Source organism: Priestia sp. JNUCC 25 (assembly GCF_053667915.1).
In genome coordinates this window covers 1,960,408-1,974,581 of sequence record NZ_CM132211.1, presented here as the reverse complement: position 1 = coordinate 1,974,581, position 14,174 = coordinate 1,960,408, and the positions used below count along the sequence as shown (strand labels likewise).

The 14,174-nt window shown below is 38.6% G+C and carries 12 protein-coding genes and 1 pseudogene; 4 read left to right on the top strand and 9 right to left on the bottom strand.

From position 1 onward, the window contains the following. Positions 1-197: 197 nt before the first annotated feature. Together ribD and JNUCC25_RS09940 are read right to left on the bottom strand one after the other, a co-directional pair. Complete coding sequence (gene ribD, locus JNUCC25_RS09945; protein WP_013056668.1) at positions 198-1,289, bottom strand: bifunctional diaminohydroxyphosphoribosylaminopyrimidine deaminase/5-amino-6-(5-phosphoribosylamino)uracil reductase RibD; 1,092 nt, start codon at positions 1,287-1,289, stop codon at positions 198-200. Next, the gene (locus tag JNUCC25_RS09940; RefSeq protein WP_171843215.1) at positions 1,286-2,035 is read right to left on the bottom strand and encodes a GTP cyclohydrolase II; all 750 of its coding nucleotides are present in this window, start codon (positions 2,033-2,035) and stop codon (positions 1,286-1,288) included. Before JNUCC25_RS09940 ends, ribD begins: the two co-directional genes overlap by 4 nt. Before the next feature lie 363 nt (positions 2,036-2,398). Between JNUCC25_RS09940 and JNUCC25_RS09935 the strand changes: the two genes are divergently transcribed. Beyond that, the gene (locus tag JNUCC25_RS09935) at positions 2,399-2,722 is read left to right on the top strand and encodes a winged helix-turn-helix transcriptional regulator (RefSeq protein WP_014460492.1); all 324 of its coding nucleotides are present in this window, start codon (positions 2,399-2,401) and stop codon (positions 2,720-2,722) included. A 118-nt stretch (positions 2,723-2,840) separates the two neighbouring features. On the opposite strand, the gene JNUCC25_RS09930 is transcribed toward JNUCC25_RS09935, so the two are convergent. Both JNUCC25_RS09930 and JNUCC25_RS09925 read right to left on the bottom strand, forming a co-directional pair. Further along, a complete protein-coding gene (locus JNUCC25_RS09930) occupies positions 2,841-4,049 on the bottom strand; it encodes an MFS transporter (protein ID WP_013056665.1) in 1,209 nt (402 codons plus the stop codon). Between the two features lie 335 nt (positions 4,050-4,384). After that, entirely contained in the window at positions 4,385-5,440 is a 1,056-nt protein-coding gene (locus JNUCC25_RS09925; RefSeq protein ID WP_064471585.1) for a tartrate dehydrogenase, read from the bottom strand. A gap of 207 nt (positions 5,441-5,647) precedes the next feature. On the opposite strand from JNUCC25_RS09925, the gene JNUCC25_RS09920 reads away from it, so the two are divergent. Next, positions 5,648-6,316, top strand: coding sequence for a GntR family transcriptional regulator (locus JNUCC25_RS09920; RefSeq protein ID WP_013056663.1), 669 nt, complete (start codon positions 5,648-5,650; stop codon positions 6,314-6,316). Between the two features lie 145 nt (positions 6,317-6,461). Here the strand turns inward: JNUCC25_RS09920 and zwf are convergent, their stop codons facing one another. Together zwf and JNUCC25_RS09910 are read right to left on the bottom strand one after the other, a co-directional pair. Further along, positions 6,462-7,961, bottom strand: coding sequence for a glucose-6-phosphate dehydrogenase (gene zwf, locus JNUCC25_RS09915; protein WP_029321301.1), 1,500 nt, complete (start codon positions 7,959-7,961; stop codon positions 6,462-6,464). Positions 7,962-8,087: 126 nt separating this feature from the next. Further along, on the bottom strand, positions 8,088-8,999 hold the full coding sequence (locus tag JNUCC25_RS09910) for an AEC family transporter (protein WP_025752008.1): 912 nt from the start codon (positions 8,997-8,999) through the stop codon (positions 8,088-8,090). Positions 9,000-9,291: 292 nt separating this feature from the next. On the opposite strand from JNUCC25_RS09910, the gene JNUCC25_RS09905 reads away from it, so the two are divergent. Beyond that, positions 9,292-10,809: a tannase/feruloyl esterase family alpha/beta hydrolase gene (locus tag JNUCC25_RS09905; RefSeq protein ID WP_029321299.1), complete on the top strand. Its 1,518-nt coding sequence runs from the start codon at positions 9,292-9,294 to the stop codon at positions 10,807-10,809. A gap of 322 nt (positions 10,810-11,131) precedes the next feature. On the opposite strand, the gene JNUCC25_RS09900 is transcribed toward JNUCC25_RS09905, so the two are convergent. Then, the gene (locus JNUCC25_RS09900; RefSeq protein WP_223268947.1) at positions 11,132-11,821 is read right to left on the bottom strand and encodes a DUF421 domain-containing protein; all 690 of its coding nucleotides are present in this window, start codon (positions 11,819-11,821) and stop codon (positions 11,132-11,134) included. 135 nt (positions 11,822-11,956) lie between these two features. On the opposite strand from JNUCC25_RS09900, the gene JNUCC25_RS09895 reads away from it, so the two are divergent. After that, positions 11,957-12,586 (top strand): NUDIX hydrolase, encoded by a 630-nt coding sequence (locus JNUCC25_RS09895; RefSeq protein WP_407728364.1) that lies wholly within the window; start codon positions 11,957-11,959, stop codon positions 12,584-12,586. Positions 12,587-12,590: 4 nt separating this feature from the next. Here JNUCC25_RS09895 and JNUCC25_RS09890 read toward each other — a convergent pair whose 3' ends face one another. Next, entirely contained in the window at positions 12,591-12,989 is a 399-nt protein-coding gene (locus tag JNUCC25_RS09890; protein ID WP_029321293.1) for a PaaI family thioesterase, read from the bottom strand. 113 nt (positions 12,990-13,102) lie between these two features. Beyond that, positions 13,103-14,137 (bottom strand): annotated as a pseudogene (locus JNUCC25_RS09885) (DNA topoisomerase); the annotation flags it as partial. Positions 14,138-14,174 lie beyond the last annotated feature (37 nt).

The window sequence follows — 14,174 nt, the reverse complement described above, 5'->3', positions numbered from 1 at the left end:
ATTGAGACATAACGAAATCAATCCAGTCTACAGACGAACAAATAGGATGAATAAGCTAATATAGATCACTTGTTACACCGCTAAAAGCACCTGCATACATGAAACCTATGTTCACCATAACAGCAAAAAATCCGAACGATTTATCGTTCGGATCTTCCTTCACCTAACATATTTTTGTTCCATCCTCATTCACATTTTTATTTATAAACAGGATATCCAACAAATTTAAAGTCTTTGCCGATTGACGTCACAGAAAGACGCTCCACGTCCACTGCGTCCCACATTTTCTCTACGCCTTTTCCTTCTAGGAAAGTAGGAGCTTCTTTTCCTCCTGAAAGCTTTGGAGCCATATACAGCACCAATTTATCAATTAAACGATTCTCTAAGAATGCGGCATTCACTTCGCCCCCTCCTTCAATTAAAAGAGACGACACAAATTTCTCACCTAGTATAGAAAGCATATCTTCAAGATTTACTTTGTCCTCACCGCTTGTAACAAATACTTCGACGCCTTGCTTTTCGAGCTGTTCTTTTTTTTCTTTTGAATAGCCCTGACTTGTAAATACCCACGTTGGAGCTAAAGAATCTGTTGCTAGCTTAGATTCAAGCGGCATGCGCAGCTTTGAATCCATCACAATACGAATTGGACTGCGGCCGCCTTCAATGCGAGTTGTCAGCTCGGGGTTGTCCTTAATGACCGTGTTCACCCCTACTAAGATACCCGCTGTTTCATGACGCAGCTGATGTACATCCAAACGAGCTTCCTCAGACGTAATCCACTTGCTGTGAGAAGAAGCAGTTGCTATTTTACCGTCTAACGTAATCGCTGACTTTAATGAAACAAACGGCTTCTTCGTTACAATATACTTATTGAAGACCTCATTCATTTGACGTGACTCTTCTTCACATACACCTGTTATGACCTCAATGCCTGCGTTTTCTAAAATTTTAACTCCATTACCTGCTACTAAAGGATTGGGGTCTAAAGTTGCTATGACCACTTTTTTTACACCGGCTTCAACTAGCGCTTCAGCACAAGGACCTGTACGTCCGTGGTGTGAACAAGGCTCTAGCGTTACGTAAGCAGTCGCTCCTTTTGCTTGTTCGCCAGCCATTCGCAGCGCATGAATTTCAGCGTGCGGCTCTCCCGCTTTTAAATGCGTACCGATTCCAACGATTCGATTATCGTTTACAATGACAGATCCTACAAGCGGATTTGGATCTGTTTGTCCTTTTGTTGCTTTTGCGTTTTGTAACGCTATATTCATATAAAATTCGTGATTGATCAAAGAAGAACCTCCTCTTTTAAGTGTCCTGAACGTTTAACTTTGGTGTCTAGATACTTTTCATTAAACTGAGATACATCTCCCCAAAGTGGAACGCGCCCGGATAAAAGTGCGCCGTTTTTCTCAAGCGCGATTAGCTTTTTCGGATTATTTGTAATCAGCGTAACAGGTTTTTGACGCAGCACTTTTAACACGCTGATGGCATCACTATAGCTGCGAGTATCATCTTCAAATCCTAACCCTTCATTCGCCTCTACCGTATCAAATCCGTTTTCTTGAAGAACGTATGCCATTGCTTTGCTGAATAGGCCAATGCCGCGTCCTTCATGATTTGCTAAATAAAATATCGCTCCGCTTCCATTTTCGACGATCATTTTCATAGATTGTTTTAATTGAAAACCGCAGTCGCAGCGTTTGCTTCCGAATATATCTCCCGTATGGCAGATACTGTGCATACGAATTAGTGCCTCATGCGATTCTTGAAAATCTCCGTACACAAGAACACTCGATTGCTGCATGTCAGCTAAATTAGCTCCTTGCATTTTTTCAATAAGCTCTTCCGTACTTAAAGATTCTTCTTTTACATTATCAGAACGCAGCCATGAATACCAACTAAATACTTGTGTCTCTCCATCTAGATTCACCGGAAGCGTGATAGGTCCTACTATATAAATAAAATGATCATCATTTTTTACTACGTTAATTTTATCTTTTAAAATTGAAACAACTTTTTCGTTAATCACAGTCATTTCCTCCTCTTATGTGTCTTTCACTTATCTACTATTTTCACATTGTGTTCAATCTCTCACATGAACAAATATTTTTTCTAGCACTTCACTACATTTATCTTTTATCTTTTTTAATTGATGTATCAGCTTACTAAAAGTAAGTAACTTTACTTGCTTAAAGTATTATATGACGATACATTTATCTTGTAAAGCTTTTATGTTCTTTTTGTTACTTTTAGTAATTAACTTCTTTAATTATATAAATTATATAATCAAAACATAAAAGCGTAAAGTAATTTATGTTCTTTAAGTAATTAAATTACACAACACTAGATAAAATGCTGACTTTGTTTTATAATATAGGAAGAGAATGGAGGTAATAACATGGACGGTTTAGCACTCTGCCCGCGTTTTGAAAAGGCTGTTACTATACTAACGAAACGTTGGACGAGTTTGATCATTTTTCAGCTACTTTCCGGCTCACAGCGGTTTTCTCAAATGCAAGAAGCACTTCCAGTAAGCGGAAGACTCTTATCCGAGCGCCTAAAAGAATTAGAGCATGAAGGAATCGTCATTCGTACGGTTATTCCGGAAACTCCTGTTCGAATCGAGTATTCGTTATCCGACAAAGGATTAGCACTAGCGCCGGTAATTCAGGAAATTCAGACATGGTCCAGTGAGTGGATTACAAAAGAAGAAGTGGAATAAAAGAAATCTCTAAAGAAATCAGGAGAGCTTCTATATCGATATGCTCACAGCCGTTTTCTTTAGAGCTCCATAAATAAAAAAGGCATGCTCCCCTTGAGCACGCCTTTTTTTATTTATGTTATTTTCCTAATGATTCATTTTGAGAAATAATACGCTGTTTCTGGCTTTTTCGGCCGTGCAATACAAGGTATGCTGCTATAGCTAAAAGAGCAACAATGGAACAGAATACATACATTCCTTTATAACCGGCTGCTGTGGATAAAATGCCTAATAAAAAGGACCCTAAGCCCATTCCAGAATCAAAAAACACAAAAAACGTAGCTGTGGCGACACCTCGGCGATGAGGAGAAGCTTTTTTTACAGCAATGGATTGAAAACTTGATGTAATCGTTCCAAAGCCTAATCCAATCAATGCTCCAGCTAATAAAAACACCCAGCTTGTTGTCGCTTGGCTAAGCAAAAAGATACCGATAGCTAAAGATAAAATGGACGGATATACCACGCTGTTTTCTCCGTATTGATCAAACCATTTTCCAGTAAAAGGTCTAGAAGCTAATAAGCACACCGCGTAGACAACAAAGAAAAAGCTTGAAGCTTGCGTAAAGCCCATTTCTTTTGCATAAATAGACACAAACGAAATAACACTTGCATATGAAAAAGCTACCACAAGGCCAGCAACAGAAATAGGCAGCGAACGGTATTCAAAAAACGCCGCAAGACCTTTAGCTGGCTGTATTTCATTTGTTGCAGAAGAAGCTTGCACCTCAGGTACACGAAGTACTAGACTGCATAATACTGCTAAAACAGAAGATACAACCGCAACGGTAAAGACCGCTGTATGACCCAAAGTATTCGTTAACGTTAAGCCTACAAACGGACCTACTACCATCGCTAAGTTCATAAACGTCGCATAGTACCCCATCCCTTCGCCTTTCCTCTGTTCTGGAATTACATTTGCAACGATTGCTCCTGTGGCAGTTGTGCTCATTCCAAAACCAATACCATGAAGCACACGCAGCAGCAGCAGCGCAGATAATGAGTGAATGTTCATATATAAAATAGAACCAATTAAAAAGATAAAGACACCTATTAATAGTACTTTCTTTTGTCCTAATGTTGTCATCCACTTACCGGCTAGCGGTCTGAACACAATGCCGGACACTAAAAAAATTGTCACAATTAGCCCTAGGCTTTGTTTACTTGCATGAAGTTCATCCGTTGCAAACAGCGGCAATGTGACAGTTAACATATAAAAAATGACAAAAACAAAAAAGCTGGTCAATGAGACCGCTAAAAAATCTTTTGTCCATAATTTTGATTTCTGCATGATTTTCCTCCTTTTATTTGTTTGTTCGTATCTATTTATTAAAACAAACTAAATCATAGTCTAGAAATAATATGCATACGAATTATCTCAACTCAAACTATTATAGGGTTCATATATGTAAGTGTCAACATGTATTTATCGATTTTGATTTCCGTGCAAGACTTCGCTTTTCCCGCAGGAGTCTTCGCCTTGCCCTCCAATCAACCGCTAGAAAGACCTACACACATGAAACCTACGTTTACCACAAAAAAACAAACCATGAATCAAACACTTTGATCAATGGTTTGTTTTTCACTTCGTCTAATATTCTTTTGTCCTAGCCTCTTTTAGAACCTTCACTTCTTTAAATGAGAAATAATTTGATCCGTTACTTCACTAGTAGTTGCGCTGCCTCCAACATCTGGTGTAATGATGCCCGATTCCGTCACTTGTTCGATAACCTCTAATAAATGACTGCCTAATTCTTGTTCACCAAAATGATCCAACATCATTTTAGCCGTCCAAATCTGTCCGATTGGGTTTGCAATTCCTTTTCCGACAATATCAGGAGCAGACCCGTGTACCGGTTCAAACATCGAAGGATATTTTCCGTTCACATTAATATTTGCAGCAGGAGCAACGCCAATACTTCCCATAATAGCAGCTCCGATATCTGTTAAAATATCTCCAAATAAATTGCTTGCCACAATTACATCAAAACGACTTGGATTTGTAACGAAAAAAGCCGCCAGCGCATCGATGTGCTGTGATTCTGTTTCAATATAAGGATAACTCTTTGCAACATCTTGAAACACTTCGTCCCAAAACGGCATTGAATGAACAATTCCATTTGACTTCGTTGCGCTTGTAACTTTCGCTTTTCTTTTAGAAGCTAATTCAAATGCGTAGCACATCGCTCGTTCTGTTCCTTTTCGAGAAAAAACCGCATTTTGAATAGAAATTTGATCTTCTCCTTGATAAATCCGGCCTCCTACTTCACTGTATTCTCCTTCACTATTTTCACGAACAACAATTAAATCAAAATCTTTTGGGTTCGTTAGTGGAGATGCGATGCCTTTTAACCTTTTGGCTGGACGAATATTAATTACCTGCTGAAATTCTCGACGAATCTTAATGAGCAGACCCCATAGCGACACGTGATCTGGCACAAGATTTAAATTTCCTACGGCTCCTAAAAAAATTCCGTCAAAGTGTTGAAGCTGCTTTAGCCCATCTTCCGGCATCATCTGTCCGTACTTCAAATAATAATCACAGCTCCAAGGAAATTCTGTAAATTCAAATTTTACTCCCCCGTGAAGATCTGCAATCGTGTGAAGCACCCTAACCGCCTCCGGCACAACTTCTTTTCCTACTCCATCTCCTGGTATGTTCGCTATTTTTAACGTTTTCATCAAAAATCCCCCTGCGTCTTTTATGTAAAAAATTATCGGTCGACCGTCGACTGATATTATCTATTTGATTATACGTAAAAAGAACGCTTTTAACAAGAAAATTCTGAATATATTCATTCTCTTCAAAAGTTCAAAATTATTATGACTCTTATGAACAAGCGTATTATAATTAGGAAATAAATGATTATAAATAAACGAGGTATATCAATGAACAATTTTGATTTACACAAGCCGTTACCATACTATCTTCAATTTTATGAAAAAATTAAGCAAATGATTGTGAACGGTGAATATGAACCGGGTCAGCGAATCAATGAAACCCAGCTAGCTAAAGCATTTGGGGTCAGCCGCTCTCCCATAAGAGAAGCAATGCGTTTATTAGAAAAAGACGGCCTTTTAGTTGCAGATCAAAAAACAGGCTTTATTGTTTATTCCCTGTCTCCTGAAGACGTAGAAGAAATTTATCAAATTCGTACGGCTTTAGAGTCTTTAGCCATTGAGCTGTGTATTACTCGCGCTTCTGATGAAGAGCTTCTTTTCATTGAGCAACTGTTAGACAGAACCGCTGAGGAAATAAAGCAAGGAGCCGAAGATTCTCGACTTATTGAGCTAAATGAACATTTTCATCAGCTGATTCTTCAATACAGTCATAATAAACATTTAAAAAAACAGCTCGATAGCGTAAATGTATTGATTTATTTTTGTCGGGTGCTTAATTTTAAAGGTAAAGGGCGCGCTGCTGAGATTTTAGATGAGCATCAGCAAGTGTTCACCTTTATGAAAAAACGCAGTTTAAAAGCTGTTGAACATATGCAACAACATTTACATCATGATCTTGTTTATTTACAAAAACGATTAAACACCAAAAGAGATTGAGACATAACTAAATTCATTCAATCCAAAGACGAACAAATGAGATACATAAAAAAATCCGAACGATGAATCGAGATTCTCCATCAAGAATCTCAATTTATCGTTCGGATCTTTCTTCAACGAAAAAAATTTTGTCCTAACCTCTTTTTTAAATAGGCACAAACACTCCAGGTGCTTCCCCATGCTCATCGTCATCGAGCCACCACTTAAAGCCTTCTTGTTCAACTAATTTCTGGGCTTCTTCAGGGCCTTGTGAGCCGGATGGATATTCATAAAGCGGCAGCATATCAGCTTCAAATGCATCTAATACAGGCTGCACCCACTGCCAAGATAGCTCTACTTCTTTCCAATGAGCAAAAAACGTGGAGTCTCCGATTAATGCGTCGTAAATAATTCGTTCATATGCTTCCGGCACACTTTCTTCTTCTCTTGAAAACGTAATACGAACCGGCTCAATAACACCATTTTTTAATGGGTTTTTGCTGTTAAGCTGCAAAGCGACGTTTTCGCTTGGACTGATTTCGATAATAAATAAGTTTGGTGCTACTTTGTCATAAGGAGTTTCGTACAGACCCTTTAAAGAATCTTTAAATTCTACGACGATACGAGTTGATTTTTCTTTCATTCGTTTGCCCGTTCGAATATAAAAAGGAACGCCTTTCCAAAATGGATTATCAATCCATAAACGTGCTGCCACAAACGTATCATTTTTAGAGTCTGCTTCTACGCCAGGCTCTTCTTTGTATCCTCTAACAGATTTGTGATTGATTTCTCCGTTTCCGTATTGTCCTCTTACAACATCGCGAGCTACTTCTTTCGCTTGAATTTTCCTCAGTGACTCCATTACTTTTTGCTTTTCTTCTAAAATGTTTTCTGAGCAAATTCGTTTTGGAAGATGCATAGCTGTCATCATGAGAACCTGCAGCATATGATTTTGAATCATGTCGCGTATGGCCCCCGTATGATCATAATACCCTGCACGATTTTCAACACCGACTGTTTCACTTGCCGTAATTTGTACGTTCGCAATGTGTTTGTTATTCCACAGCGATTGCAGCACGGGGTTCGTAAATTCAAGCGCTTCTAAATTTTGCACCATCGGTTTACCTAAATAATGATCAATTCGATAAATTTCTTCTTCTTTAAACGTACTGCTTAGCTTTTCATTAAGCTCTCTTGCTGAAACAAGATCATGTCCAAATGGCTTTTCAATCATAAGACGCTTCCACCCGCTGGTTTGATCCAAGCCGCTTTTTTTTATATGCAGAGCAATTACATCGAAGTATTCGGGTGCTACGGACAAATAAAACAAACGATTTCCTTTACTTCCATGAGTTGTTTCTTGCTCATTCACAACCTTTAATAGCTGTTTGTAATCTTCTGTTTTGCTTGCGTCTACTGCTTGATAATGAAACAGGGACAAAAAATCTTCTTCGTTACTTTCCATTTTCTGTCTCGAAAAATCGTTTATAGATTGCTTTACACGCTCTTTAAAATCCTCATGAGACATCTGCTCGTACCCCGATCCAATAATAGAAATAGCATCAGGGAGCTTTTTGTCTGTAAATAAATTATAAAGAGCGGGAAAGATTTTTCTTTTTGCTAAATCACCCGTTGCGCCAAATAAAACAAAAGTTAAGGACTCCACTTTTTTTCCTCCCGTCAGGTTGTATGTATGATGGATTTTCTCTTCTCCTAGCTTACCTCTGTTTATTTGGGAATATCCTTTTTTTCATCAAAAAGGACGCTCACAAGTGCGAGCGTCCTCAGTTATTTACATTAAAATGTTTGTCATTCCCCACAGCAGCAAAAAACTCAGCAGAATCGTCATATTTGAAACGGTGCCGACAAATTTTTGATCGTATTTGAATTCTACTGCGTAAGGTAAAACTGACCCCGCTACTGGTAGAATGAAGCAAACTAAGATTGTATACCGGAACATATCTTCAAATGGAAGCAGGAAAAACAGCGCAATTCCTACCCCGAGTCCGATTACGTAGCGGATACTTAAAAACATAATAATTTTTTTCAAGTAGCTTTTTTGGAACGAAAAATTTAAATATACGCCTAAAAGCAAAAGAGAAAGCGGCATATTAGCTTTAGAGATAATGCCTGAAACGTCTAATACATATGATGGTAAATGAATGCCTATAATCGCAAGAAGACAAATGATTACGTAGGTAAGAAGCGGCATCGATTTTAATACTTTGTATAAAATCTTTTTAAATTCAATGTCAATATCATCTCCTGAGTAGTAGCTGCCAATCACATAGCATAAAACAAAAATAACAAAGGCATTTCCGACATCAAACATACCAAAATATTTAAGCCCTTCTTTTCCCCAAATGCCTTCTACTAACGGATAAGCAAACATTCCAATATTAAACCCTGGAATCATCATCGTCAGCATGCCTTTCACTTTTCTTTCATCTTTTCGAAAAACAAAAATTCCTACCGCAGCTAACAGCAAGCCATAGACAATTCCAATAACTAATAGTAAAATAAGCGATCCATCAATTTTAATACTGCTGAATGTGACAATAATCAAGCAAGGCATTGTAATATTAAAAATAATTCTGGCTAAAGCTTCCCCGTCTTTTTGCTGAAGGAGGTTTGTTCGTTTTAGTATGTATCCTAATAGAATGATTGTAACGGAATACAAAAACTGACTGTTAAAGCTGCTCATAGACCTACTCCCTTGCCCTCTAAGATAAACGTTTTATAGAAACGTTCTTCATATCTTTTATACTTATTTAATCGATTGTTTTACCCTGTCTTTTTTAATCCTTGTTTCATTATAATATAAGCAGCTTAAAAAGAAACTAGAGAATTGGATGCAGTTTACCTGTTTGTTAGACAAAAACAGCTTAGAAACAAATGAAAAAACTTTCCTCCAAACTGATTTTAAAACAGGAGATTTTTCTTTTTTATGGAATTTGTTTAAAAGGTATGTAGTATTTTTATGAGGAGGAAGAAACGTGAAACGAAAAATGATAGCGCTTACTTTTTCTGCTGCTCTTTGTTTTTCAGCTTCAGGATCTCTTGCTGAAGCTTCTAACAAAACAGATGTAATTCCAAATGCTGATCAGTCGGCAGAAACCTATTTCGACGGAGCGAACGGGAATTGGCTCACCACTAAAAACCCCACTCAATATCAGCAGGCTACGCTCTATGGCAATATTGGGCTTACTCCTTATAACTGGGGGAAACCTGAAGATGGATCGGGCTGGTATCGAATCAATCAGCCCGCTGAGGTCAAAGGAACGCAAGTAAATGGCATTTTTGAAGACGCTCAGTTCGTCATCCGTGTTCCTGATAACTGGAACGGAAAACTTGTGGTAGCCGGCATTCCTGCCACGCGCAACGAAACGTCCACCGATTTATTATTCAGCGATTACGTTCTTAAAAAAGGCTATGCATTTGCAGCCACCGATAAAGGAACGCAAGGAGAAAGTGACCCTAACGATCCTTTTGCTAAAGTAAAAAATGCACTCGCTAACGATGACGACAGCGTAGCAGAATGGAATATGCGCTATCGTCAACTGACAAAAGCTGCCCAGCAATACTTGACTACTCATTATTCAGACAAGCTAATCAACCCGTCCAACCGAAAAAATCCTGCAAGCGATTTGATTCGAAACGATCATAAAGTACCAACGTATGCAATTGGCATTTCAAACGGTGGATACGTCGTCAGATACGCACTTGAGCACGATGATCCAAAGCAAACAAAAGAGCCTCGTTTATTTGATGGAGGCGTCGATTGGGAAGGCGTATTATGGAGTTCAAAAGCACCAAATTTAATTAGCTCACTAACACCTGTTGTCAACAACGCAGAAGAAGCGCTGTACGGAACGGGAAAAGAGCAGAAAAAAGCCATTAAACAAATGTATAAAGCAGGTCTTCCGAAAGGATCAGAAAAATTGTGGAATTACCATGATCAAGTGTACTGGTCGGTCACATTAAACATTTACCGTGATCACTTTGATCCAACTGCTCCCGGAAGAACAAACTGGCACAACTATTTAAACTTTACTTCAGCAGGTTTACGTGATCGCTCATGGGATTATATCTTTGAAAATTATCGCTATCAAACCCGTCCAAAAAGTGTAAAAGAAAATGTAGCAAAAGTAGAAAATACAGGCGATATCGATGTACCTCTTATCAGTATGGCGGGCTCTCTCGATTCACTTATCTTCCCGTCTATTCACGCGGAAGGCTATGAAAAACTCGTTAAAAAAGCTGGCAAGGCAAATCTTCATCGTCTTTATACCGTTAAAAACGGAAATCACGTTGACAGCTTAGTATGGAATAAACAAACGGATCCAAATCAAGAGCTTCAGCCCCTGCTTCCATATGCCCATCAATCTTTTGATTTGTTAGTAGACTGGGTGGAAAATAAAAAAGCTGCACCTGCAAGTAAAGATATTAAAGCACCTCAAAATAGCCTTAAAGTAATGGATATAAAATCCGGACAAGAAGTAGATCCACGCTGAGGTTGAAACATAACTAAATGAATCCAACCTAAAGACGAACAAATGAGCTACATGAGCTGGACTGCTTATTACACCGCAGTTGATTTCCGTGCAAAGCTTCGCTTTCCGCGGGCGGTCGCTGAGCCTCCTCGTTGCTTGCGCTCCTGGGGGGTCTCATCTGTTCCGCTTTTCCCGCAAGAGTCTTCGCCTTGCCCTCCAATCAACTGCTAGAAGGAACGAAACAGATAAAACTATATTCGCAATCACAAAAAACGAACCACTAATCAGACATGTTGATTAATGGTTCGTTTTTCACTTGGGCTAAAATACTTTTCTCTCAGCCTCAGTCTTCATAATAATCAAGATACAAATGACCTGCTGAGTCTGCTTGACCTAAAAATACCTTATCGGCTGCAGCACCTTTCTTTTTGAGCTGTTCTTTAACCCACGCTACGCTATATCCCAGCTCATGAACCGCTTCTTTCATTATATTTCCATCCATGATAATCGTTTGAGGTAATCGTGTCGCCTCTCCTTTTATTAATAAATCTTCTCTCGTAACGTTTTGCTTTTCTTTCTTTAACAGCACGCTTAATTCGCCGTTGGTTTCGAGCATGGCAAAAGCTACGTCTTCCACATAAAAGATGTCTTTTTTTCGAAGCTGCTCCATGAGCTCATCTACTGTATATTTTTCTTTTTTTACATTTTCCTCAAGAATTTTTCCTTCTTTAATGAGGATCGTTGTTGTCCCTTCCACCGCTTTTCGAAAGCTTATACTTTTTAACGATACGTTTGATACAAAAATAAGAAACGATGCCCACACTAAAATTGCGACTACCCCGTGACTTGCCTGTAAATCTACATCCATTGAAATTGTTCCTGCAATATCTCCAATTGTAATGCCAACGATATATTCAAAAAAAGAAAGTTTGGATAACTGTTTTTTCCCCAACAGCTTTGTGATAAAAAACAAGCCAAGTAAAATCAGCACTGAACGAAGTACTACTTCCATCCAATGATTCAACGCATGCACCTTCTTTACTAAAATTGATGTATCCTTTATCTTGTACTTATTTTTATGTATGAACACGTTTTTTCATCTTCCATTATTTACATACCTTTCACGACAGGTTAGAGTAGAAAGAAGTAGGATGCAAATGGGGGTTTTATGATGAACGATGAAGTGTTAACCGTATTTAACGACCAACAGCAGCGCATAGGAACAGCGTCTCGCAAAGAAGTTCATGAAAAAGGCTATTGGCACGAAGCGTTTCACTGCTGGTTTGTCAGCCGTGAAACTGATACAGACTATATTTATTTTCAAATTCGAAGCGAACAAAAACAAGATTATCCCGGTGCGCTTGATATCACAGCTGCCGGACATTTGTTTCATACAGAAACCGCCGTGAACGGAGTAAGAGAAATTCAAGAAGAGCTCGGTGTCAACATTTCATTTGATGAATTGCTTCCTTTAGATGTCTTTAAATACGAAGTATCTCAGCCAGACTATATTGATAAAGAATTCGCACACGTATTTTTATACTACAGCTCTCACCCTCTTAGTGCTTTTATTTTGCAGCAAGAAGAAGTATCAGCACTTGTAAAAGCGCCTTTTTCTCACTTTTGCGAACTGTGGCTTGGAAATCAAACAGAACTGATCATTGAAGGGATAACAAATAAAAAAGAGCCAATTCACCGTACAGCACATAAAAGTGAATTTGCTCCTCATCCCAAAGCTTACTATGAAACGATTATTTCATTCATTAGGCAACAGCTGCATTCAGCAGAAAAAGCTTAGAACCCTAAGCTTTTTCTACTGAAAAAATCATATATGTTGCACTGCCAAGCGCAACAAGTTTACCGCTGCTGTCTTCAATTTTCACTTCTCCAACAGCGAGCGTTTTGCCGCGGTGAGACAGTGTAGACTTTGCAACTAAATAATCGCCTATACCTGGTCTAGTATAATTTACTTTTAACTCAACTGTACTGGCGCTTTCATCCTCAGAAAGAGAAGACCGCACAGCCGAACCAACCGCCGCGTCGATAAGCGTGGCAATAACACCTCCATGAACCGTTCCTCTTCCTTGCAGAAGCTGAGGCTGAATCGTGATTTTTAACTCTGCATATCCTCTTTCAAGCAGCTTTTCTTCAATGCCAATATAATCCCAAAACGGAATCATCCCTTTACTCGTTCGTTTCATCAATCTCATCCTTTATATAAATAAGCTATGTAAGAACTTCTAGAAAAGCTGGAGAAATCCTGTTTCTTCACATGCAAAAAGCGCTTGCTCTTTAGCAAACGCTTTTTATTTCTCTATTTTTCAAACAAAAACTGCACTTTGTTTTCTTTCCATTCTAACTTGGCATTAAAGGTTTTATCGCCTTTTTTAAAGCCTTCAATCAAATCTGTCTGTCCTTCACTTAACAGCTTTTTTAAATTAGCCTGCGTGACTGTTTTACCTAAAATCTTTTTCGATACGGTAAACGTGCATTTTGTTTTTGCATAGTTTGAGCATCCGTAAAATGAGCCTTTATCAACTACTTTTCCGTCGCAAAGCTTACATGAACCAAACGATTTAGAAGAAAAACCTTTACCTTTTCCATTACCTTTTCGCTGAATGGATTCAGTATCGTATCCGCTGAAGTTCCACTTGCTTTCTGCTTCGACAGCGTCTTCGATAATTTTAGCTGACAGCTTCTTTGTTTGTTCCATAAAGGCAGCGGCCGATGCTGTTCCTTCTCCAATTTCAGCTAGACGCTGCTCCCATTTAGCCGTCATTTCTGGAGAAGCTAAAATTTTATCGCCAATCGCGTCAATCAATACCTTTCCTTTATCAGTCGCAAATACTTGGTTTTTTTTCACATCAATATATTTACGATCTTTAAGCATTGTAATGATTCCAGCGCGCGTAGCTTCTGTTCCTAAGCCTTCTGATTTTGCTAAAATTTTCTCCAGCTCGTCATTATCCAAATGCTTGCCTGCTGTCTTCATCAGTGTAATCAACTGACCTTCGGTGTAGCGTTTTGGAGGCTGTGTTTTACCTTCTTTTACGTCTACTTTAATAACTTTTCCTTCTTCGCCTTCTTGGACATTCGGAAGAATAACGTCGTCATCTTTCTCATTTTGAAAAATTACTTTGCGCCAGCCTTCTTGGATTTGCTGCTTTCCTTTTGAAATAAAAGCTGCTCGCTTTTCCACTAGTGTCGTAATCGTTGTATAGTCGAAAATCGCTTTTTCGTAGTGTGCCGCAATTAGACGTCTTACGACTAAGTCGTAAATTTTCTGTTCGTCTCCTGACAGTTTGCTGGGGTCCTTCACTTGTTCCGTTGGAATAATCGCATAGTGATCGCCAAATCAAGAGTACTATTATAAAATGTTATATATA